The sequence below is a fragment of the Actinoplanes xinjiangensis genome (assembly GCF_003148685.1).
GTDB classification, from domain to species: domain Bacteria; phylum Actinomycetota; class Actinomycetes; order Mycobacteriales; family Micromonosporaceae; genus Actinoplanes; species Actinoplanes xinjiangensis.
Genome location: NZ_QGGR01000002.1, coordinates 290,943 through 312,966, shown reverse-complemented (window position 1 = coordinate 312,966; position 22,024 = coordinate 290,943). Strand labels below are relative to the sequence as shown.

Annotated in this window: 17 protein-coding genes; 11 read left to right on the top strand and 6 right to left on the bottom strand. The window is 71.5% G+C overall.

Translation table 11 applies throughout. The features are described from left to right. Positions 1-205: 205 nt before the first annotated feature. The 3 genes from BC793_RS04940 to BC793_RS04930 form a co-directional block, all read right to left on the bottom strand. Positions 206-1,231 carry a TolB family protein gene (locus BC793_RS04940; protein WP_109589616.1) on the bottom strand — a complete coding sequence of 342 codons (1,026 nt, stop codon included), beginning with the start codon at positions 1,229-1,231 and terminating at the stop codon, positions 206-208. Between the two features lie 148 nt (positions 1,232-1,379). Then, positions 1,380-2,525, bottom strand: a complete 1,146-nt coding sequence (locus BC793_RS04935; RefSeq protein ID WP_239170112.1) for a DMT family transporter — start codon at positions 2,523-2,525, stop codon at positions 1,380-1,382. Positions 2,526-3,099: 574 nt separating this feature from the next. Next, on the bottom strand, positions 3,100-3,714 hold the full coding sequence (locus tag BC793_RS04930) for a hypothetical protein (RefSeq protein ID WP_109590348.1): 615 nt from the start codon (positions 3,712-3,714) through the stop codon (positions 3,100-3,102). 292 nt (positions 3,715-4,006) lie between these two features. Between BC793_RS04930 and BC793_RS04925 the strand changes: the two genes are divergently transcribed. The 3 genes from BC793_RS04925 (at position 4,007) to BC793_RS04915 (ending at position 6,267) form a co-directional block, all read left to right on the top strand. After that, positions 4,007-4,570 carry a uridine kinase family protein gene (locus tag BC793_RS04925; protein ID WP_109589612.1) on the top strand — a complete coding sequence of 188 codons (564 nt, stop codon included), beginning with the start codon at positions 4,007-4,009 and terminating at the stop codon, positions 4,568-4,570. Positions 4,571-4,688: 118 nt separating this feature from the next. Then, positions 4,689-5,444: a class I SAM-dependent methyltransferase gene (locus BC793_RS04920; protein ID WP_109589610.1), complete on the top strand. Its 756-nt coding sequence runs from the start codon at positions 4,689-4,691 to the stop codon at positions 5,442-5,444. 79 nt (positions 5,445-5,523) lie between these two features. After that, the gene (locus BC793_RS04915; protein ID WP_109589608.1) at positions 5,524-6,267 is read left to right on the top strand and encodes an alpha/beta hydrolase; all 744 of its coding nucleotides are present in this window, start codon (positions 5,524-5,526) and stop codon (positions 6,265-6,267) included. Positions 6,268-6,270: 3 nt separating this feature from the next. Here BC793_RS04915 and BC793_RS04910 read toward each other — a convergent pair whose 3' ends face one another. Further along, positions 6,271-7,176, bottom strand: a complete 906-nt coding sequence (locus tag BC793_RS04910; protein ID WP_109589606.1) for a proteasome assembly chaperone family protein — start codon at positions 7,174-7,176, stop codon at positions 6,271-6,273. A 237-nt stretch (positions 7,177-7,413) separates the two neighbouring features. Between BC793_RS04910 and BC793_RS04905 the strand changes: the two genes are divergently transcribed. From BC793_RS04905 to BC793_RS04885, 5 genes are read left to right on the top strand one after another with little or no spacing between them, the layout of a single operon-like run. Continuing rightward, positions 7,414-8,019 (top strand): EcsC family protein, encoded by a 606-nt coding sequence (locus BC793_RS04905; RefSeq protein WP_109590346.1) that lies wholly within the window; start codon positions 7,414-7,416, stop codon positions 8,017-8,019. A 31-nt stretch (positions 8,020-8,050) separates the two neighbouring features. Beyond that, positions 8,051-8,650, top strand: a complete 600-nt coding sequence (locus tag BC793_RS04900; RefSeq protein ID WP_109589604.1) for a fibronectin type III domain-containing protein — start codon at positions 8,051-8,053, stop codon at positions 8,648-8,650. A gap of 34 nt (positions 8,651-8,684) precedes the next feature. Further along, entirely contained in the window at positions 8,685-10,259 is a 1,575-nt protein-coding gene (locus BC793_RS04895; RefSeq protein ID WP_109589601.1) for a Na+/H+ antiporter, read from the top strand. Further along, a complete protein-coding gene (locus BC793_RS04890) occupies positions 10,256-10,519 on the top strand; it encodes a UBP-type zinc finger domain-containing protein (RefSeq protein WP_109589599.1) in 264 nt (87 codons plus the stop codon). The genes BC793_RS04895 and BC793_RS04890 overlap by 4 nt, the downstream gene beginning before the upstream one ends. Next, positions 10,516-11,574: a 2-dehydropantoate 2-reductase gene (locus tag BC793_RS04885; RefSeq protein ID WP_109589597.1), complete on the top strand. Its 1,059-nt coding sequence runs from the start codon at positions 10,516-10,518 to the stop codon at positions 11,572-11,574. Before BC793_RS04890 ends, BC793_RS04885 begins: the two co-directional genes overlap by 4 nt. A 537-nt stretch (positions 11,575-12,111) precedes the next feature. Here BC793_RS04885 and BC793_RS04880 read toward each other — a convergent pair. Both BC793_RS04880 and BC793_RS04870 read right to left on the bottom strand, forming a co-directional pair. Then, complete coding sequence (locus tag BC793_RS04880; protein ID WP_109589595.1) at positions 12,112-13,365, bottom strand: glycosyltransferase family 4 protein; 1,254 nt, start codon at positions 13,363-13,365, stop codon at positions 12,112-12,114. A gap of 331 nt (positions 13,366-13,696) precedes the next feature. Further along, a complete protein-coding gene (locus BC793_RS04870) occupies positions 13,697-15,709 on the bottom strand; it encodes a glycogen debranching enzyme N-terminal domain-containing protein (RefSeq protein WP_239170115.1) in 2,013 nt (670 codons plus the stop codon). Positions 15,710-15,906: 197 nt separating this feature from the next. On the opposite strand from BC793_RS04870, the gene glgX reads away from it, so the two are divergent. Genes glgX through treZ form a run of 3 tightly spaced genes read left to right on the top strand, consistent with a single transcriptional unit; the run spans position 15,907 to position 22,012 of the window. Further along, a complete protein-coding gene (gene glgX, locus BC793_RS04865) occupies positions 15,907-18,018 on the top strand; it encodes a glycogen debranching protein GlgX (protein ID WP_109589591.1) in 2,112 nt (703 codons plus the stop codon). Then, positions 18,018-20,285, top strand: coding sequence for a malto-oligosyltrehalose synthase (gene treY, locus BC793_RS04860; RefSeq protein WP_109589589.1), 2,268 nt, complete (start codon positions 18,018-18,020; stop codon positions 20,283-20,285). Before glgX ends, treY begins: the two co-directional genes overlap by 1 nt. After that, complete coding sequence (treZ, locus tag BC793_RS04855) at positions 20,282-22,012, top strand: malto-oligosyltrehalose trehalohydrolase (protein WP_109589587.1); 1,731 nt, start codon at positions 20,282-20,284, stop codon at positions 22,010-22,012. Before treY ends, treZ begins: the two co-directional genes overlap by 4 nt. Positions 22,013-22,024 lie beyond the last annotated feature (12 nt).

Below are 22,024 nucleotides of genomic sequence, written 5' to 3'. Positions count from 1 at the left end.
GGTTGCGGGCGTCTCGGTCTCACTCATGGCGCGCCAACGATAGAACCCGCCCCGGCTCCTACGGAAATCCTCGCCCGCGCCGCCGCCCGCGCCGCCGCCCGCCGCCCGCGCCGCCGCCCGTCGCCCGTCGCTCGTCGCTCGCCGCTCGCCCGCCCGCGCCGCCGCCCGTTGCTCGCCGCCCGCGCCGCCGCCCGTTGCTCGCCGGTCAGCGGGGGAGGGGCTGGATGCTCGGCTGGGAGCCGGAACGCAGCAGGGTGCGGGTGCCGTTCGCCAGGCCGAGCACGGTCAGCCACGAACCGCCGTTGTTCCGGCTGGTGACCACTGCACGGTCGCCGTCGACGTAGGCGAGCTCCCGGTCCAGCGCACCGCCGACTGTCCGTTTCGTACCCGTGGCCGTGTCGTATTCCACGAGGTGGACCGGCCTGTCGTCGGCTGCCGTCTCGCCCTGCCGGTAGGCGGTCCAGGACAGCTTCACCCCGTCCGGGCGCCAGCTCGGCACCACCGCGAAACCTCTGTTCTGCGTGCCGCCACCCCCGTAGGCCTCGACGGTCTGCTCCGCCCCCGTCGTGACCGTCCCGATGGTCAGGCAGGCGTCGTACACCGACTCGCAGTCCCCGCCCCGGAACGCGATCCGCGAGCCGTCCGGTGACCAGGCCACCGCATTGTCGTACTGGAGCCGCTCCCGCAGAGACCCGGTGGCCGGCCCGGCCGTCGTCTCCTCCGGAAGCTCCTCACCGCGGCAGTCCCGGGGGAAGAGCACCTCCGGTTCCGCCCCGGCAGCCGTGGCCGAGATCCGGTACACCCCGGGCCCGCCGGTGCACGACAGGGACGCGAATGCGATCGACCCGCCGTCCGGCGACCATGACGCCCCACCCGCCGGCCGGGTGCTCAGCCGGCGCCGCCCGCTGCCGTCCGCCGCCATGACCCAGACCCGGCCCTGGTGCAGAACGGCTAGCCGCCGGCCGTCGGGTGACCACCTCGGCCGGGCATGCCCACCGCCGGTGGTCAGCCGTTGTTCGGTGGTCCCCTTGCCGACGTAGACGTCTCCGCCCCGCACATACGCCACCAGCCCCGGCAGCCCCGCCGCCGGAGCCGCCGCGGCTTGCGCCGCCTGCGCCGCCTGCGCCGCCTGCGCCGCCTGCGCCGCCTGCGCCGCCTGCGCCGGTGAGCCACCCAGGCCCACCACCGCCGCCAGTGTCACACTGCCCGCCACCTGCCCGAACTTCTTCATGGCCGAACGCCCCCCAGGTCCCGCCTGCCACCTTCACCAGGAGACATCGTCGCAACCGCCCGGCACCTAAGCCGTTCCCGCGACGCAACCCGGACCTGCCCCACCCGGCCTCTCGCGAAGCCGGGTGGGGGCCGTGCGAAACGGAAGGTCAGCCTCGCGCCGGTGCGGTTGCCGGCGCCTCGCCGGCGAGGTCCGGGGTGCCGGCCGGGCCGGCCAGGTGTGGGGTGCCGGCCGAGCCGGCGAGGTCCGGGGTGCTGGCCGGGGCGGTGACGACCGGGGTGCTGGCCGGGCCGGTGACGACCGGGGCGCTGGCCGGGCCGGTAACGACCGGGGCGCCGGCCGGGCCGGTGACGACCGGAGCAGTCGCGGTGTCGTCGCCCGCGTCCAGGTAGAGGGTGGCCACCGCGCCGAGCAGCAGCAGCCCGCCGACGATCGTGGCCGGGCCGAGCGGCTCGTCGATCAGCAGGACGGCGAGCAGGGCCGCGGTCAGCGGCTCGAGGAGGGTCACCACCACGGCGACGCTGCCGGAGATGCGACGCAGACCGGTGTAGAACAGTGCGTACGCCAGAGCCGTGGTGACCGCGCCCGCGTAGACCAGCAGGGCTACCGGGAGCGCCCGCGGAGTGAACGCGAGACCCTCGACGGCGGCGATCGGCAGGATCGCGATCGCGCCGATCGCGCAGGACAGGGTGGTGAGGGTCAGCGGCTCCATGCCCTGGGTGGTGTGCCGGCTGATCGCGGTCGACGCGGCGTAGACGATGCCCGAACCGATGGCGGCGAGCAGGCCGAGACCGGCCGTGGCGGTGGCGCCGGAGTCGACGGTGGCGCCACCGATCAGGACCAGGCCGCCGATGGCCGCGGCCGAGGCGGCCAGAGTCGCGGTACCGGGACGCTGCCGGGTACGCCACGCCTCCCAGGCACTGAGCAGCACCGGCGCGATGCCGAGGCTGACCACCGTGGCGATGCTGACACCGCTCAGCCGGACGGCCACGAAATAGAGACCCTGATAGGTGGCGAGCCCCACACCCGCCGCGATCACCGCGGCTGGCGCGGCCCGGAACGCCGCCCGGATCCGGCGCCGGGCCGGGAACCCGATGACCAGCAGGACGATCGCGGCGACGGCGAGCCGGTAGAAGGCGATCGCCAGTGCCCCGAGCCCGGTGTGCCCGGCGACGACCTGGACGACGACACCGGCGGTGCCCCAGAGGATCCCGGCGGCGGACACCTGCAACAGGCTGAGCCGGGCGCCGGCCGAGGCCGACGAGAAGACAGACGAGAAGTACGAGGTGAACACGTGCGCTCCGAAGAAGAGTGAGTCGTCAGGAAACGGCGACGGAGCGCAAGGCAATGCGGCCGATCAGCCGGTGCTGGATCGGCGCGGCGGCGCTCCGGTCAGGAGCGCGGCGGCGGCAGAACGCCGGGAAACGGACTCACGCCAGGCAGCTTAGCCGCTCCCCAGCGTCCTCGACCTCCAGGGCGACACGTGCCGGCACCCACACGGCCGGCCCGCCGGGTCACCGAAGGACGCAGCGGCGGCGGCGAGGCGTGGCGAGGCGAGGCGTGGCAGGGCCGGACAGGGCGAGGCGGGGCAGCGCCGGGCGTGGCGGGGCCGGGCAGGGCCGGGCGTGGCGTGGCGGGGCCAGGCAGGGCCGGACGTGGCGTGGCGGGGCCAGGCAGGGCCGGACGTGGCGTGGCGTGGCGGGGCAGGGTCGGACGAGGCATGGCGGGGCAGGGCCGGGCGAGGCGAGGCATGGCGGGCCGGGCCGGGCGAGGCGGGGTGGCTTGGGGCGACCAGGGGTGGGCGGCGGTCTGGGGGTGGAGCGGCCGGGCACGCGGGGTGGCACGTGCCCGGCCGGGATCGGGGACGGTCAGGCGGCTGGGGACGCGGTGGCGGCCCACATGGCGGTGAAGGCCGCCGCCTCGCCGGCCAGCCAGCTCTCCACGTCGGCCGGGCGGGCCGACGTGGCGATGCGGTGGGTGACGCCGCGGCGCAGGTCGACCAGGACCGGCTCGGCGTTGGGCAGGATCTGATCCATGTGGCGGGCCATCAGGTGGAGCATCGCCGTCGCGGCCTCGGGGCTCGGCGGCTCCTCGTCGAAGTGGATCCGGACGGCCTCGCGGCGCCCGTCGTCGTAGCGCAGGCCGAAGTGCGGGTTGATCTTCACGGCCAGTGGGCCGACCGTGGCGATGGCGTCCCGGGTCTGCGCGAGATTGACCTGCTCAGGGTCGCCGAGCGAGGCCAGGTAGGTGCGGGCGCCGCTCTGCAGCGCCCCATACAGCGGCTTCCACCGGTCTTTCACCACGTCGACCACGCCGCTGAGGTAGCTGCCGCCGGTGCGGAACGCGATGTCGGCCTTCAGCGCCTTGACCAGCTGGCCGTGCGGGTTGAAACCGCTGCGGCGCTCACGCTGCTTGCGCAGGCCGCCGACGAAGGTGGCCTTCGCCGGACCGGTGCGCGACACATAGCGGGTGAAGCCGAGCATCGTCGCGTAGGGAGGGATCACAGGCACGGGGGTGGTGGTCGAGATAGTCACGTCGTCTCCTCGCTCGCACTGCGGAAAAACAGGCCGGACCGGGCCTCCGAAGGCCTGAAGATCCGCAGCTCAGGTCCCCTCTTTCGTACATACATACTAATCGACGGGTACGACATTCCCAACGCGCGGAGGGCCCCTCGCCGGTGTCTCTTCCGAACAATCCTGCGAGGGGTCACGGGAAGGCCCGCGAGTGATCTTGCGAGCCGTTCGGCCGGGCGTCAGCCGCCGCTAGGCTCCGGCCATGGCCCTCGACGTCGTGGACGAAGTCGCCGCCGCCGTTGCCGCCCGCGAGCCGGTCAACGGCATACGCATCGTCGGCGTCGACGGCCCGAGCGGCGCGGGGAAGAGCCACCTCGCCCGCAGTCTCGCCAAGGCTCTGCAGGCGCCGATCGTCGAGATCGACGACTTCGTCTCCTGGGACGACTTCGCCGGATGGTGGCCACGGTTCGACACCCAGGTGCTGACCCCGTTACTTCGCGGCGAGGACGCCCACTACCAGGCCAGAGACTGGACGGACTGGTACGGCGGCACCCTCGGGGAGTGGAGGACGCAGCCCTGGACATCCACCGTCATCGTCGAAGGCGTGACCTGCACCCGCCGCGAGACGATCGGCCGACTCGCCTACGCCGTCTGGGTCGATGCGCCGGCGCCGTTACGACTGGCCCGCGGCCTCGCCCGGGACGGCGCCCTCGCCGGCGCTGAGCAGCTCTGGCAGCGATGGATGGCCGAGGAGGCGGCATTCTTCGCCTCCGACGGCACCCGTGACCGCGCCGATCTCATCATCGACACCGCCCCTCACGGATGAAGGACGTCACCGGCTTCAAGAGGCCATCGGCCCACGGTGTTACCGCCGCAACGGCTTCGAGCACCACCATCGGCTCCCGCGGTGGGAACCGGACGTCGGATGGCGGCATGCTGAGGGCATGGCGATCAATGATCTGGAACCGATCCGGCAGGCACGCCGCCGGCTGAGCCAGGACGGTCCCGAGTGGACCCGCGGCCCGGAACGCGACTTCGCGACGGTCACCCTGCCGGAACGCGACTGCGACCTGCTGCGCGACCTGCTGATCACCGAACGCGCCGGGACGGTGATCGAGGTGGGCCTGGCCTACGGCAGTTCGGCGCTGGCGATCGGCGAGGCGCTGGCGGCCGGTGCGGAGCAGTCCGGGGGGACACCGCGACACGTCGTGATCGACCCGTTTCAGCGGGACGCGTACCACGATGTCGGTTGGAACCTGATGATCAGGGCCGGCCTGGACCGGATCGCCGAGCTGATCCGGCAGCCGTCTTCCGAGGCACTGCCGAGGCTGCTGGCCGAGGGCGTGGTCGCCGACGCCGCGTTCGTCGACGGCAGCCACCGCTTCCACGAGGTCTTCGTCGACCTCTACTACCTCCGCAAGATCGTCAAACCGGGCGGCCTGATCGTCCTCGACGACGACTGGGCGCCGTCGATCCGGACCGCCGTCCGCTACTTCGAGTACAACCTGGGCTGGACCGTGCTCCCCGAGGCGTTCGCCGGCGGCTCGAGAGTCGCCGAGGGCGTCACGACCGGGGAGGAGATGACCCGCAACTCCGGCGCCGTCGCCGGCAACCCGCGCTGCCGCGCGATCCGGCTCCCGGCCGAGCGGTTCGAGCCGGCCTTCGACGACTTCCGGCAGTTCATGGCGGAAAACCTTTGATCCGGGTACGAACGGAGGACGATCCCGTTCACTGTCGGAGGGCCCGCCGGCCGGCACCCGCTGAGCGGAAGAGGGAACGATGGCACTGATCCGCTGTGACTTCTGGTCCGAGGCGCTGGAGATGAGCACCTCGATGACGGTGATCCTGCCCGACGGCGACGCGACGGATCCGCCACCGGTGCTCTACCTGCTGCACGGGCTGACCGACGATCACACCGCGTGGACCCGGTTCAGTTCGGTGGAGCGGTATGCCGAGGACCGGGGCCTGGCGGTGGTGATGCCGTCGGTGGACCGCAGCTTCTACGCCAACGAGGCGTACGGGATGAGGTTCTGGGATCTTCTGTCGGCGGAGCTGCCCGAGCGGGTGGGCCGGTTCTTCCGGGTGTCCGCGCGCCGGGAGGACACGTTCGTGGCGGGGCTGTCGATGGGCGGCTACGGCGCGGTCAAGTGGGCGCTGCGCGAGCCGGAGCGGTTCGCCGCGGCGGCCACCTTGTCCGGGGCGCTCGATCTGGCGTACATCCAGGAACATGATCGTCGCCCGCACATCCGTGCCCTGGTCGCCAGGGTCTTCGCCGACCGGATCGTCGCCGGCGGCGACGAGGACCTGATGCACCTGATCCGGGTGGCGGATCCGTCGTCGCTGCCGCGGCTGATGCTGCGCTGCGGCAGCGACGACCATCTGGTGGCGCAGAACCGCCGGTTCGTGGCGGCCTGCACGACCGCCGGTGTCGAGGTGGACGCCGCGTTCGAGCCGGGCGACCACACCTGGGAGTTCTGGGACCGGCAGCTTCCGGGTGTGCTGGCCTGGCTGCTCAAGAGATGACGGTCAGTTGTCGTCGCGGCTCTGCTCGGCCAGGAAACGCTCCAGCTCGGCACCGAGTTCCTCGGCGGTGGGCAGCGGGGTGTCCGAGTCGGCGAGCAGGTTGCCCTGGCGGCCGCGCAGGAACGCGTCGTACTGCGCCTCCAGCGACGTGACCAGGCGCCCGGCCTGCTCGTCGTCGGCGACCTGCTTGTCCACCTCGTCGCGGACCGCCTTGGCCGACTCGCGGAGGCCACCGGTCGGCAGGGCGAGGCCGGTGCTCGCCGACACCGAGTCGAGCAGCACCTCGGCGGCGGCCGGAAAACCGGTCTGCGCCAGGTAGTGCGGGACGTGCGCCGCGTAACCCAGAGCGTCACGCCCGGACTGGCCGAGCCGGAACTCGAGGAGGTTACCGACACTGGCCGGCACCTGGACCCGCTGCAACCACGACTCGTGCTCGCCGAGCAGGCGCTTGTCGGTGGCGTGCGCGGTGACACCGACCGGGCGGGTGTGCGGCACGGCCATCGGGATCGCGTTGAGACCGACGGTGACGCTGACGCCGAGCCGGTCGATCAGGCCGGTCACCGCGGCGATGAAACGCTCCCACTGGAGGTCCGGCTCGGGGCCGGCGAGCAGCAGGAACGGGGTGCCCAGCTGATCCTTGACCAGGTGCAGGGCGAGACCCGGCTCCTCGTAGCTCTCGAAGTGGTCGGCCACGAAGATCATCGGAGGGCGCCGGGAACGGTAGTCGAGCAGCTGGTCCAGGTCGAACGTGGCGACGACCTCGCTCTCCAGGTGCTCCAGCAGATGTTCTCTGGCCAGCTGGATCGCGGTGCCCGCGTCGACGAAACCGGTGAGCGCCTGGATGAGCACCGGGCCGTCCAGAGCCGGAAGGTCGCCGGTCACCTCGTAGAGCCCGTGGGGGTCGAGCACGCTGTGAACCTCCGTGAGAGCGGTGCCCGCTGACGCGGGCCTGTTCCGGCGGTAACAGCCGGCTGCCGGCGTTCATTCCGGCACGTACCCATCATTACGCACCGGAGCGTGGCAACGGTGACGTGCACGCACCGCGCACAATGGGGTTCAGATCGACTTCCCCGTCCCCCCGGAGTGATCTTGAACCGACAGCAGTCAGCAGAGACCATCGCCCCGTCCGGCACGCTGTGGGCCCGGATGAAGGCCGACCCGCAGTATGCCCCGGAGCATCTCGCCCTCGACGCGGTGCGCCGGCTCGGCCCGGAGGCCGCGGCCTGGCACGCCCGGCTCCGCCGGGAACGCCCGGACCTCGACGCCGACGGCCTCGCCAACCTCGCGATCAAACACTTCACCACGCTGGCCCGGGTCTCCGGGGCGGTCTCCGGCGCGGCCGGGCTACCTGGCGCGGTTGTCGACGTCGGCGTCCTCGCCTGGACCCAGGCCCGTCTCGTGCTGCACGTGGCCGCCGCCTACGGCGCCGACCCGGCCGCCCCGGAACGCGCCACCGACCTGCTCGTGCTGCAACGCGTGCACAAGGTGGCGGAGACCGCCCGGACCGCGCTCGGCGTCGCCGCCGGACGGGAACGCGCCAGCCGGATCTTCACCGGCGACTCCGGCCGCCCGTTCGCCGGGGTCCTGGTGAAACTCGGCGTGAAACTGGCGCAGATGGCCGGGGTGCGGGCCGCCAGGCGGCTGTTCGCCAAGATGGTCCCGGGCGCCGGCATCATCCTCGGCACCTGGGTCAACTCGGCGGCCACCAAGGACCTGGCGAAACGTGCGCGGGAGCATTACCGCAAGGACTAAGGTTCCGCTGCCGCGACCCGAAGCACCTGACGTGCTGGGATATCGGAAGTACGCCGTCGCCCTGACCGCCGTCGCGCTGCCGCTGCTGCTCGTGGGCTGCTCCTCCTCGTCGTCGACCCGGCCGGGCGAGGAGGAGACGGCCGGCGCCGGCCGCGACTGGATCGTGGTGGAGGAGGGCGACCCCACCCCGTCGCCCACCGACCCGGTCGGCAAGGCGTCACCGACCCCGTCGACGACGCTGCCGCCGCTGCCCACCGGCGGCGCCTCACCGACGGCCACACCGGGCAGCACGTGCACGCCGATGCAGCGGATCAAGACGATCGACGGGCTGGCCGTGACGCCGGCCAGCACCAGCGCGGTGGTCACCTGGTACCACCCGGGCGGCGGCAACATCGTCGACTACCGGGTCACCGCGATCAACCAGGACCTGGTGACCGGCGCGCAGAAGGAGGTCGGCTGGACCCGCAGCGCGCCGGCCGAATGCGGTGACGTCAGCGCCACCGTCACCGGGCTGGACCCGCAGACGCCGTACACCTTCGTCGTCGACGTGGTGCTCACCCGGGACAACTTCAGCCTGGAGGGCGTCTACACCCGGACGATCGCGCGATCCGGGGTAATCAGCACCACGTAGGGACTTGTCCCAGGGAGTCTCTAAGCTTCCCGGCATGGAGACGATCGTCGACACTGTCATTCTGGTGACGATCGCCGTCGTCGGCGCGGCCCTCGCCCGCCGGCTGGGGTTCGTCGCGCCACTGGTGCTGCTCGTCGCCGGCCTCGGGCTGTCGTTCGTGCCCGGGTTCCCGGAGGCGCACCTCGACCACGAGCTGGTGCTGATCGGGATCCTGCCACCGCTGCTCTACGTGGCGGCGCTGCAGACCTCGGTGCCCGCCTTCCGGCTCGCGCTGCGGCCCATCCTGCTGCTCGCGGTGGGCCTCGTGGTGCTGACCGCGGTGACGGTGGGCTTTCTCGTACACATGCTGCTCCCGGCCGTCCCGCTGGCCGCCTGCATCGCGCTGGGGGCGATCGTCGCCCCGCCGGACGCGGTCTCCGCGACCGCCATCGCCCGCCGGGTGGGGCTGCCCCGCCGCGTCGTGACGATCCTCGAGGGCGAGAGCCTGCTCAACGACGCGACGGCCCTGGTCATGGTGCGGGTCGCGATCGTCGCGCTGGGCGGGACCGCGGCCGGTTTCTGGGAGATCACCCAGGACGTGGTGCTCACCGCGGGCGGCGGCGTGCTGATCGGCCTGGTGTTCGCGGCGGGCGTGGCCTGGCTGCACCGCAAGATCGACGACCCGCTGCTCGACGACGCGGTGGCGCTGCTCACCCCGTTCGTCGTGGTGATCATCGCGGAGAAGCTGCACACGTCGAGCGTGGTGGCCGTGGTGATCGCCGGCCTCTACCTCGGTCACCGCATCCCCTACCTTCTGTCGCCCACCTCCCGCCTCCAGATGGACGCGGTCTGGCGACTGATCAACTTCCTGCTGGAGGGCGTGGTCTTCCTGCTGGTCGGTCTCCAGCTGCGTGAGGTGATCGGCACCATCGAGACCAGCCTGGCCACCACCGTGCAGGTGACCGCCGTGGTGTTCGGGGCACTGCTGGCGATCCGGTTCCTGTGGATGTATCCGGCGACCTACCTGGCCCGGCTGGTCCCACGGATCCGCAACCGCGAGCCACGGCCACCGGTCACCGTGCCGACCGTGATCGCCTGGGCCGGCATGCGCGGCGTGGTGACCCTGGCGGCCGCACAGACCCTCCCGCCGCCCGGCGTCGACGGGGTGCCCGACTATCCCCGCGAGCTGCTCGTCTTCGTGGCCTTCGCGGTGATCGTGCTGACCCTGATGGTGCAGGGCACCACGTTGCCGTGGCTGGCCCGCAGGCTCGGCGTCCGCGAGGACAACAGCGCCCAGGACGCGCTGGCCGAGGCCGGGGTGCAGCATGCGGCCGGCCGGGCCGCCCTGGAGGCGCTGGAGCAGCACGCCGACGGCGCGCCCCCGACCGTCGTCGAGCGGCTGCGCGGCCTGGTCGAGAGCCGCGGCAACAACGCCTGGGAACGGCTCGGCAGCCAGGAGCGGGAAACCCCGTCGGCCGCGTACGGTCGGTTGCGCCGCGAGATGATCAGAGCGGAACGGCACGTCTTCAAGATCGCCCGCAATGAGGGGCGGATCCCCGAGGAGGTGCTGGTCCGCGCCCAACGTGAGCTCGACCTCGAAGAATCCCAGTTGCAACGGAGTGACGATTGACCTGTCAGCATCTCAAGGAGACGACCGAGCCGGCGCCGCTGAGCGCCTACGAGGACGGGTGCCCGCAGTGCCACGCCGTGGGCAACCACAACTGGGTGCATCTGCGCCTGTGCCTGGCCTGCGGGCTGGTGGCCTGCTGTGACTCGTCGCCGGCCCGGCACATGTCGGCCCACCACGCCGCCGAGGGCCATCCGGTGATGCGCTCGTTCGAGCCGGGTGAGTCGTGGCGGTGGTGCTACGAGGACGATCAGCTCGGATGAGGATCCTGGTGGTCGGCGCGGGCGCGACCGGCGGCTACTTCGGCGGACGCCTGGCCCAGGCCGGACGTGACGTGACGTTCCTGGTCCGGCCCGGCCGGGCGGCCCGGCTGGCCGAACGCGGCCTGCGGATCAAGAGCCCCGACGGCGAGATCGAGTTGCGGCCACGCACCATCACCGAGGCCGACGGGCACTACGACCTGGTGCTCGTCGCGGTCAAGAGCTACTCGCTGGAGACCGCGCTGACCGCACTGACCCCCGCGGTCGGCCCGCGGACCGTCGTGATCCCGCTGCTCAACGGCATCCGGCACATCGAGTCCCTGATCCGCCGCTTCGGCGCGGACCGGGCGTGGGGCGGCGTCTGCATGATCCACGCGACGCTGGACGAGAACGGCGACGTACACCGGATGAGCGGCCTGCATCGGCTGTCGTTCGGGCCGCTCTCGGACGCTTCACCCGACGGTGTCCTGGCCGGTGGTGTCTTGGCCGGTGGTGCTTCGTCCGGCGATGCTTCGTTCGAAGGTGTCTTGACCGGCGGCGCTTCGGTTGGCGGCGGTTCGTTCGGTGGTGTCTTTGACGGTGGCGCTTCGGCCGACGGGAGTGATCTCGATGAGCGGCTGTCAGGCGTCACCGCCGCGCTGACAGGTGCCGGGTTCGATGCCCGGGCCTCGAGCACTATCGTTCAGGAACTTTGGGACAAATGGGTCTTATTGGCCACGCTCGGGGCGGCTACCACCCTGCTGCGCGGTTCGATCGGCGCGATCAACAAGGCGCCCGGGGGTAGCGAGTTCCTGCACGCGCTCGCCGCCGAGACGTCCGCGGTCGCCGCCGCGGCCGGACACCCGATCCAGGGCAAGGCGGCGGCGATGCTCGAAGCCACCATCGTGACCACCGAGCCGACGACCTCGTCGATGTACCGCGATCTCATCCAGGGACTGCCGGTCGAGGCCGGCGCGATCGTCGGGGACATGGTCACCGAGGCGGCGAAACACCAGCTCAGCGTGCCGTTGCTGGCCGCGGCCCACACCGGGTTGGCGGTCTATTCGGCAAGCCTCTGATCTTCGTACGGCCACCCGAACCCGGTCTTGACCTTTGCGTTGTTCCACGATGATGGCCCGCCGCGAAGATCATCGGTGTACGTCAGGCGCTTACCTGGCTGCCGGCTTCGGTGTTCGTCGTGCGGTCAGCGGAGCGGTCAGCTGCCTGGGAGCGACGATGGCAGCGCACGCTGGGCTTGTGTGGGCTGCTGTCATCGTCATGACCCGGCTGAACGCACACGGTCCGATGATGGTGTGCGCCGGTGTGTGCCAGGACGTATCGAGACCCCACGTTCGGCGATTGTGTGCGCCGGCCAACGTCGCCGGCGCCGCCGTTCCCGGTTCTCCGCGGTCGATCATCACCGTCGCTGGGTCGCTGGGTCGCTGGGTCGCTGGGTCGCTGGGTCGCTGGGTCGCTGGGTCGCTGGGTCGCTGGGCGCCTGGACTGCTGCGACTGCTGGGCCCGACGGGTCGGCGGGCCCGGGCCCATGAGGGCTGGGACTGATGGCACCACTGGGCAGGTGGGGCCGGCGGGTCTGGGAGGTGGCGAGGGCGGGGTCAGCTGTTGGGGTCTGGGGTGGTGTGGGCGGGGATGTGGGCCAGAACGTGTTCGGCCTCGCGGGAGACGCGGTCGGCGTCGGCTGCTCGGGCGTGGTCGTAGACGGCGGCGGTGCGGTCCGCGATGGCCGGCCAGTTGAAGTCGGCGCGGACCCGGTCGCGGGCTCGCAGTGCCAGGGAGCGGGCGAAGTCGCGGTCGCCGAGTACCCAGCCGGTGGCCTCGGCCAGTGCGGCCGGATCGGCGGGGGTGAACTTCACGCCGGTCACGCCGTGTTCGACGATCTCGTCGAGGCCGCCGGTTCCGGCGACGGCGACCGGGGTTCCGGCGGCGGCCGCCTCCAACGCGACCATGCCGAACGGCTCGTAGATGCTCGGCACCACGTAGCAGTCGGAGGCACCCATCAGAGCGGTGAGCTCGTGCCCGCCCAGGAATCCGGTGAAGCTCACCTCGGGCGTACCGGCGGCAAGGGTTTCCAGGTCGGCCCGGTAGGGGCCGTCGCCGGCGATCACCACGCGCAGGCCCGGGAATCGGGAGCGCAGCGCCGGTACGGCGGCGATCAGGTGCTGGACGCCCTTCTCGTAGACGAGCCGGCCGGCGTAGCTGACCAGCGGCCCGTCACCGGCCCACTGGGCGCGGGCGGCGGCGACGGCGCGGGGACGGGCCCGCCAGCGCAGGGCGTCGACCCCGTTGTGGACGACGTCGACGCGGTTCGCGGGCACGTCGAAGTGACGGCCGATCTCGCGTTTCATGTAGGCGGAGCAGACGATCACGCGTACCGCCTCGGTGGCGAGCCAGCGTTCGATGTCGTCGATCGTGCGGTTGTGGGCCGCCGGCAGGTAGCCCTGGTGCCGGCCGGACTCGGTGGCGTGGATGGTGGCGACCAGCGGCACGTCGAGGTGTTCGCGCAGCGTGACGGCGGTGTGTGCGACCAGCCAGTCGTGGGCGTGCACCACGTCGAAGGCACCGGTACGGGCGGCGTGCAGGGCCGCCCGGGTGAGCGTGTGGTTGAAGGCGACGGCCCACGCCAGCAGGTTGCCGCCGGTGACGTCGAAGTGCGGCGGGTCGTCGGGGGCGCGGACCACCCGGACGCCTTCGGTGTACTCCTCCAGCAGCGCTCCCGGGGCGTGCCGGGTGACGACGGTGACCTCGTGACCGGCCCGGACCAGCGTGGTGGCCAGCGCGTGCACATGCCGGCCGAGCCCGCCGACGAGCAGCGGCGGGTACTCCCACGACAGCATCAGGATCCGACTCATGCCACAGCCACCCGGATGGCGAGCGGTGCAACTGTGCGGATGGCGAGCGGTGCAACTGTGCGGATGGCGAGCGGTGCGGCCGCGCGGATGGCGAGCGGTGTGGCCATGCGGATGGCGAGCGGTGCAACCGTGCGGGAGGTCAGCGGTGTAGCCGTCCGGGAGGTGGGCGACCAAGCCGCCCGGCAGGTGAGGGGTGCGGAGGTGCGGGAGTCGAGTGGTGTAGCCGTGCGGGAGGTGAGCGCGGCCGGCGCGGGGACGGTGAGCGCGGGGGTGAGGGGCGCTGTCGGTGGGGGAGCGGGGACGGGGACGGGGATGGGGGCGGCCGGGCCGGTCATGACGGGTACCTCTGTTTGATGCGTAGGGCCTCGGCGACCGAGCGGGCGGAGAACGGGACGCCGGAGGCCCGATGGGGGGCGTCGCCGTCGGCGGTCTCGCCGAGGGAGCCGAGGCCGGCTTCGCACAGGTGGGCGTCGAGGGCGTCGAGCAGGCCGTCGACGGGGCGACCGGTGGCGGCGCAGGCGTCCGCGTACGGGCCGATCAGCCACGTCCACACCGGGCCCTGGTGGTGGGCCATGTCCGGGTCGGCGGGCCGGTGTGGCTGGTAGCCGTACTCGCCGGGGGCCAGGGTGCGGGGGCCGAGCGGAGTGAGCAGGGACTCGCCGACGGCACCGACGGCACCGGACGGACGGCCGCGCATCGGGGCGTGCGGCAGCGACCAGGCGAGCAGTTGGTGAGGCCGCAGCGACGGGTCGTCGTGGTGGGTGCCGGCGCCGAGTGGGTAGGCCGCGGCGGGTCCCTCGATCACGTCGTACAGCCATCCCTCGGGGGCCGGGAACCGGGCGGCGAACGACTCCCGGGCCCGGGCGTGCCGGGTCCGCGGCTCGCTGTCGTCGTGGCCGCCCTCGGCGAGCAGGTCGCACATGGTGGCGAGGGCGTTGACCCAGAGCGCGTTGAGGTCGACGGGCTTGCCGACCCGGGGTGTCTCGGGGCCGGGGGAGGCGAGCCGGACGAGGCCGTCGGCGGGGTCGATGCCGAGCGGCCCGGAGCCGCCGAGGTGATGGCGCAGCAGCCGGCCGAGCGGTGCGGCGAGTTTGGCGGCGAGAGCACTGTCGCCGGTACGTGTGACGTGCCGGCCGACGGCGTGGACCAGCCACAGCGGGCCGTCGAGGGCATCGTGCCGCAACCACGGAGCGTCCGGGGTGCGCAGGTCACGGGCGGCCGCCCGGGTCCGGGCGATCAACAGCTCACGGCCCTCGTCGATGCGGCCCGTCTCGAGGAACAGCCCCTCGTAGGCGGTCATCGTGTCGGCGAGCCAGCGGCCCTGTCCCGGGTATCCGGCGACCACGTCGGGCCCGTCCGCGGTCCGGACGATGAACCTGTCGGCGGCGAGGACGAGCGTCTTCGCGTACCCCTCGGCCTGGGAGAGGGTGACCAGCCGGTGTGCGCGTTCGCGCTCCGCGGCGATGATCGCGGGCGGTGGTGGCGGGGTCTCGCCGAGCGGGCCGGACCAGGCGGAGATCTCGCACGCGCCGCCCGGTCCGGCCTGCCGGAAGAAGGTGCCGGCGTGCCACAGATCCTCGACGGCGTCCTCCCCGAAAACAGAGCCGAAAGCAGAGCCGCCGTGAGCAGAGCCGCCGTGAGAAGAGCCGCCGGAGGGAGGAACGCCGTGAGGCGAGCCGTCGGAAGGAGAGCCGCCGTGAGGGGAGCCGCCGAAAGGGGCACCGCCCTGCGAAGGAGGTCCGGTACGCACGCCGAGGTGCCAGGCCCCGGCGGGCTGCCAGCCGGGGCCGTGCAGACGGTAGGCGCCGTCGATGATCACACCGCCGGCGACCGGTTCGACGGTGAGGCCGGGACCGTCGGCGCGGCGGCTGGTGTGTGCGGTCCGCCAGGTGCACATCGCGGCGACGGCCAGGCCGACCGGGCCGGGGGCGCTGACCACGCGGTGGACGACCGCGACCGACGGGTGGCCGTGGCGCATGGCCAGCTCACGTTCGATGACGACGTCGCCGATCCGCCAGCGCCAGCGGGGCAGGCCCCGGTCGAGGGTGAAGGTCTCCAGATACCGGTGACCGGACGGCTCGATCGACCCGGACGCCCAGGCGTGGGTGTACAGCGGGATCTTGGCACCGGAGGGCAGGGTGACGGTGAGGTCCAATGCGGCGAGCGCGACGTGGTCGTGGACGGTCAGCAGGGCGTGTTCGCGGCGGGTGCGCAGGCCACTGACGGTGCCCGAGGCGTAGCCGCCGAGGCCGTCGGTGACCAGCCACTCGCGGCCGGTGCCCCCGTCGGCGGCGAGGGAGCCGCAGACGTGCGGCCCGAACGTGAACTGATCATTCCGCGGCACGGTCCCTCAATTTGATACACGCCACCCCCGGACGGGGAGATATCAGCGCCTAACCGGACAGTCGGCCCGACGTTAGCAGTGAAATTCGAGAGAATGGCCGCTGACGCGGCCGCTCGGGGTTTGCCGGTCCCACGGACGGGCATACGAATCGCCCGGCGGCCTCGCTCACAGGGACGGCCGAGGGTAGGAGCACGGATATGCAGGTCTGGCCTGGTCACCGGTACCCGTTGGGGGCCACGTACGACGGGACGGGCACGAACTTCGCGATCTTCTCCGAGGTGGCCGAGGCGGTCGAGCTGTGCCTGTTCGACCCGTCCGGCAACGAGCGGAAGGTCCTGCTGCACGAGCAGGACGCGTTCGTCTGGCACGCCTATCTGCCGGGGGTGGAGCCGGGGCAGCGGTACGGATACCGGGTGTACGGCCCGTACGAGCCGCACCGGGGGCTGCGGTGCAATCCGCACAAGCTGCTGCTGGACCCGTACGCGCGGGCGGTCGACTCGGACATCGACTGGCACCCGTCGCTGTACGCGTACGACTTCGACAACCCGGATCAGATGTCGGAGCTGGACTCGGGGCCCTACATGCCCAAGGGCGTGGTGGTGAACCCGTACTTCGACTGGGGCAACGACCGCCGCCCGGACATCCCGTACCACCACTCGGTGATCTACGAGACGCACGTCAAGGGCCTCACGCAGCGGCATCCGGAGATCCCGCGGGACATGCGCGGCACCTATTCGGCGATCGGGCACCCGGCGATCATCGAGCATCTGAAGAGCCTGGGCGTGACCGCGGTCGAGCTGATGCCGGTCCACCACTTCGTGCACGACAACCGGCTGCACGACCTGGGCCTGCGCAACTACTGGGGCTACAACACGCTCGGGTTCTTCGCGCCGTACCACGGTTACTCGGCGATGGGTTCGCTCGGCCAGCAGACCCAGGAGTTCCGGGGCATGGTCAAGGCGCTGCACGCGGCCGGCATGGAGGTCATCCTCGACGTGGTCTACAACCACACGGCCGAGGGCAACCATCTGGGGCCGACGCTGTCGCTGAAGGGCATCGACAACCGGACCTACTACCGGCTGGTGGACGACCAGCCGCAGTTCTACATGGATTACACGGGTACGGGTAACAGCCTGAACGTGCGCAGCCCGCAGAGCCTCCAGCTGATCATGGACTCGCTGCGGTACTGGGTGACCGAGATGCACGTCGACGGGTTCCGGTTCGACCTGGCCTCCACACTGGCCCGGGAGTTCTACGACGTGGACCGGCTGTCCACGTTCTTCGAGGTGGTGCAGCAGGACCCGGTCGTGGGCCAGGTGAAGCTGATCGCCGAGCCATGGGATGTCGGGCCGGGCGGCTACCAGGTCGGCAACTTCCCGCCGAACTGGACCGAATGGAACGGCAAGTACCGGGACACGGTCCGGGACTTCTGGCGCGGTGAGCCGGCCACGCTGGCCGAGTTCGCCTCCCGGATCACCGGTTCCGCCGACCTCTACCAGGACGACGGCCGCAAGCCGTTCCACTCGATCAACTTCGTGACGGCGCACGACGGGTTCACGCTCAACGACCTGGTGTCGTACAACGACAAGCACAACGAGGCCAACGGCGAGGAGAACCGGGACGGCGAGAGCCACAACCGGTCCTGGAACTGTGGCATCGAGGGGCCGGCCACCGACTCGGGCGTGCTCGCGCTGCGGGCCCGGCAGCGGCGCAACTTCCTGGCCACGCTGATGCTCAGCCAGGGCGTGCCGATGATCTCGCACGGTGACGAGCTGGGCCGCACCCAGCAGGGCAACAACAACGCCTACTGCCAGGACAACGAGCTCGCCTGGATCGACTGGGAGAACGCCGACGAGCAGCTGCTGGAGTTCTCCCGCAAGCTGACCGCGTTCCGGCACCGGCATCAGGTGTTCCAGCGCCGCCGGTTCTTCACCGGCCTGCCGGTGACCGCCCGCGGCGGTGGGGACCCGTTGCCCGACCTGGAGTGGTTCACCCCGGACGGCCGGCAGATGGCCGGCGACGACTGGGGCAACGACTTCGGCCGGGCCGTGGCGCTCTTCGTCAACGGCGAGGGCATCCGGGAGCGCGGCCAGTACGGCCAGCGCCACGTGGACAGCTCGTTCCTGCTGTTCTTCAACGCGCACGACGCGCCGCTCGAGTTCACCACTCCGCCCGCCGAATACGGCGAGAAGTGGGAGAAAGTCATCGAAACCGCCGACCCGTCCCCGGATCGCCCGTCCGTCGTGGAGGCCGGACACAAGATCTGGGTGCCGGACCGCTCACTAATCGTTCTGGACAGGACGGTCTGATGCCGCCGCGCAGTACCTATCGAATTCAGGTCCGCCCCGAGTTCCCGCTCACCGCGACCGCCGAGATCGTCGATTACCTGGCCGATCTCGGGGTGAGCCACCTCTACTCGGCGCCGCTGCTGTCCGCGGCGCCGGAGTCGCAGCACGGGTACGACGTGGTCGACCATGCGCAGGTCAACCCGGCGCTGGGCGGCGTGGACGGCCTGAACGCGCTCAGTGGGGCGCTGAAGTCCGCGAACCTGGGACTGGTCGTGGACATCGTCCCCAACCATGCCGGGGTGGGGGTGCCGCACACCAACCCGAGCTGGTGGGACGTTCTCAAGAACGGCCAGGACTCGGCATTCTCCGGCCACTATGACGTCGACTGGTCGCGCGGAAGAATCCTGCTGCCGGTTCTCGCCGACGACCCGGACGCCCTCGACGACCTGCGCATCGAGGACGGCGAACTCCGCTACTTCGACAAGCGCTACCCGATCGCGGACGGCACCGGTGAGGGCACCGCCCGCGAGGTGCACGACCGGCAGCACTACGAGCTGGTCAACTGGACCCGTGGCGACCGGGAGATCAACTACCGGCGGTTCTTCGCGATCACCGACCTGGCCGGGCTGCGGGTCGAGGATCCCGACGTCTTCGCCGCCACCCATGCCGAGATCCTGCGCTGGTACAACGAGGGCCTGGCGGAGGGCATCCGGGTGGACCACCCGGACGGTCTGCGCAACCCGGCGGAATACTTCAACCGGCTCCGCGACGCCGCCCCGAACGCCTGGATCGTGGTCGAGAAGATCCTGGAGCCGGGTGAGCGACTGCCCGACTGGCCGGTCGCCGGCACCACCGGGTACGACGCGATGGCCGAGGTCAACGGGGTCTTCGTGGACCCGGGTACGGAAGCCTTCTTCGACACCCTCGACCACCACCTGACCGGTGCCACCACCTCCTGGCAGGACCTGGTGCACGACGCCAAACTGCACGTGGCCACGAACGTGCTGGCCGCCGAGCTGGCGCGGCTCGCGGCGCTCGTACCGGAGATCGAGGCCGCGCCCCGTGCGCTGGCCGAGCTCGCCGCGTGTTTCCCGGTGTACCGCTCCTACCTGCCGGCCGGCAGCCGTGACCTGGCGACCGCCCGGTCCGAGGCGGGCCGCCGCCGCCCGCAGATGATCACGGTGCTCGATCAGCTGACCACCCGCCTGCGCAACCCCGCCGACGAGCTGGCGATCCGGTTCCAGCAGTTCACCGGCGCGGTGATGGCCAAGGGCGTCGAGGACAACGCGTTCTACCGGTGGACCAGGTTCGTGGCCCGCAACGAGGTCGGCAACGACCCGGCGAAGTTCGGGGTCACGGTCGACGAGTTCCACCACTACGCCGCGGAACGGCTCGCCGAGTGGCCGGACACCATGACGTCGCTGGCCACCCACGACACCAAACGCGGCGAGGACGTGCGCGCGAGGCTGGCGGTCCTCGCCGAGGTGCCGGGCGACTGGACCGAGGTGGTGCGCCGGTGGGTCCGGTTCGCTCCGCTCCCGGATCCGGCGCTGGCCCATCTTCTCTGGCAGGTCACGGTCGGTGCGTGGCCGATCTCCCGGGAGCGACTTCAGGCGTACGCCGTGAAAGCCGCCCGGGAAGCCGGAACAGGCACCAGCTGGCTGAGCCCCGACGAGGGTTTCGAGACCACCCTGCGGGAGCTGGTCGACCGGATCTTCGACGATCCGGCGCTGCACCGGGAGATCGCCGACTTCGCCGCCTCCATCACCCCGCCCGGCTGGTCGAACTCGCTGGGCCAGAAACTGGTGCAGCTCACCATGCCCGGCGTCCCGGACGTCTACCAGGGCACCGAGCTGTGGGACCACTCGCTGGTCGACCCGGACAACCGCCGCCCGGTGGACTTCGCCGCCCGCCGCGAGCTGCTCGGCCGCATCGACGACGGCCTGCTGCCCCCGGTCGACGAGACCGGCGCGGCCAAACTGCTCGTCACCAGCCGGGTCCTGCGGCTGCGCCGGCAGCGACCCGAGCTGTTCACCGGCTACCGTCCGGTCTTCGCCGAGGGCCGTGCCCCGGACCACGTGCTGGCCTTCGACCGCGGCGGTGTGGTGGCGGTCGCCACCCGGCTCCCGGTCGGATTGTCACGGCACGGCGGTTGGGGGGACACCACGCTGTCACTCGACGGCCACAGTTGGACGGAAGTGTTCACGAACACCAGCTACGGCGGCAATCGCCTCGCGGTGGCCGAACTGCTACACACCTATCCCGTCGCTCTCCTGGTGAAAGAATGACTCTGTTCTCGGTGTGGGCGCCCGAAAAGCCCGTACGTCTGCGCGTCGCCGGTGAGGACCGTGCGATGGAGCCCGGCGAGGATGGCTGGTGGCACCTCGACGTGCCGGCGGCCCCGGCCGGCAGTGACTACGCCTTCCTGCTGCCGGAGGCCGGCGATCCGCTGCCCGACCCACGGTCGGCATGGCAGCCGCAGGGGGTGCACGGGCCGAGCCGCGTCTACGACCACTCGGCGTTCGCCTGGACCGATCAGGGCTGGACCGGCCGGCAGCTGCCCGGTTCGGTCCTCTACGAGCTGCACATCGGCACGTTCACCCCGGCGGGTACGTTCGACGCCGCGATCGAACGGCTCGACCACCTCGTCGACCTCGGTGTCGACATGGTCGAGCTGCTGCCGGTCAACGCGTTCAACGGCACCTACAACTGGGGCTACGACGGGGTCTGCTGGTTCGCCCCGCACGAGGCGTACGGCGGCCCCGACGGCCTCAAACGGTTCGTCGACGCGGCCCACGCCAAGGGCCTCGGCGTGGTGCTCGACGTGGTCTACAACCACTTCGGGCCGTCCGGGGCGTACGCGCCGATGTTCGCCCCGTACCTCAGCAGTGGCAGCAACGCGTGGGGCAGCGCGATCAACCTGGACGGGCCCGGCTCCGAGCAGGTGCGCCGCTACATCGTCGACAGCGTGCTGATGTGGCTGCGCGACTACCACGTCGACGGGCTGCGGCTGGACGCCGTGCACGCGCTGCACGACGAGGGTGCCGTCCACCTGCTGGAACAGATGGCCGTCGAGGTGGAGACCCTCTCCACCGAGCTGCGCCGGCCGCTGTCCCTGATCGCCGAGTCCGACCTCAACGACGCCAAGCTGATCACCCCGCGTGAGGCCGGTGGGTACGGCCTGCACGCCCAGTGGGACGACGACATCCACCACGCCCTGCACACCCTGTTCACCGGGGAACGCCAGGGCTACTACGGTGACTTCGGTTCGCTGGACTGCTTGCGTACGGTCCTGGAGGGCGCGTTCTTCCACGCCGGCACCTGGTCGTCGTTCCGTGGCCGCCGGCACGGCCGCCCGGTCGACCGGCAGCGCACGCCGGGCCACCGGTTCGTCGCGTTCCTGCAGAACCACGACCAGATCGGCAACCGGGCGATCGGCGACCGGCTCACCGCGACCCTCTCGCCCGGCCTGCTCAAGGTCGCCGCCACCCTGCTGCTCACCTCCCCGTTCACGCCGATGCTGTTCATGGGTGAGGAGTGGGCGGCCAGCAGCCCCTGGCAGTACTTCACCTCGCACCCCGAGCCGGACCTGGCCGCCGCTGTGCAGAACGGGCGCCGGCGCGAGTTCGCCGAACACGGCTGGGCTGAGGCCGACGTGCCCGACCCGCAGGACCCGGCCACCTTCGAGCGTTCCAAGCTCGACTGGTCCGAGCTGGGCAAACCCGGTCATGCCGAGATTTTCGACCTGTACCGGAAACTGATCGCACTGCGCCGGTCCACGCCCGGTCTCACCGACCCGTGGCTGCACCAGGTCGAGGTGTGGCACGGCGACCAGCACGTGGTCGTCCGGCGCGGGCCGAACGTGGTGGCCGCCAACCTCGCCACCGTCCCCCAGACGGTGAGCGTGCGGGCCCTGCCACGGTCGGTGCTGCTGGCCACCTCGCCCGGCGTAATCGTCGAACGGGACCGGCTGGTACTGCCACCGGAGAGCGCCGCGGTCGTCTCGGTCCGCTGACGTGCGGCCGTC

Excerpts from the sequence above, each read along its gene's own strand:
- treZ (WP_109589587.1), top strand. The coding sequence starts at position 20,282 with ATGACTCTGTTCTCGGTGTGGGCGCCCGAAAAGCCCGTACGTCTGCGC.
- BC793_RS04915 (WP_109589608.1), top strand. The coding sequence starts at position 5,524 with ATGGCACTGATCCGCTGTGACTTCTGGTCCGAGGCGCTGGAGATGAGC.
- treY (WP_109589589.1), top strand. The coding sequence starts at position 18,018 with ATGCCGCCGCGCAGTACCTATCGAATTCAGGTCCGCCCCGAGTTCCCG.
- BC793_RS04880 (WP_109589595.1), bottom strand. The coding sequence starts at position 13,365 with ATGAGTCGGATCCTGATGCTGTCGTGGGAGTACCCGCCGCTGCTCGTC.
- BC793_RS04925 (WP_109589612.1), top strand. The coding sequence starts at position 4,007 with ATGGCCCTCGACGTCGTGGACGAAGTCGCCGCCGCCGTTGCCGCCCGC.
- BC793_RS04885 (WP_109589597.1), top strand. The coding sequence starts at position 10,516 with ATGAGGATCCTGGTGGTCGGCGCGGGCGCGACCGGCGGCTACTTCGGC.
- BC793_RS04895 (WP_109589601.1), top strand. The coding sequence starts at position 8,685 with ATGGAGACGATCGTCGACACTGTCATTCTGGTGACGATCGCCGTCGTC.
- BC793_RS04920 (WP_109589610.1), top strand. The coding sequence starts at position 4,689 with ATGGCGATCAATGATCTGGAACCGATCCGGCAGGCACGCCGCCGGCTG.
- BC793_RS04930 (WP_109590348.1), bottom strand. The coding sequence starts at position 3,714 with ATGCTCGGCTTCACCCGCTATGTGTCGCGCACCGGTCCGGCGAAGGCC.
- BC793_RS04905 (WP_109590346.1), top strand. The coding sequence starts at position 7,414 with ATGAAGGCCGACCCGCAGTATGCCCCGGAGCATCTCGCCCTCGACGCG.
- BC793_RS04940 (WP_109589616.1), bottom strand. The coding sequence starts at position 1,231 with ATGAAGAAGTTCGGGCAGGTGGCGGGCAGTGTGACACTGGCGGCGGTG.
- glgX (WP_109589591.1), top strand. The coding sequence starts at position 15,907 with ATGCAGGTCTGGCCTGGTCACCGGTACCCGTTGGGGGCCACGTACGAC.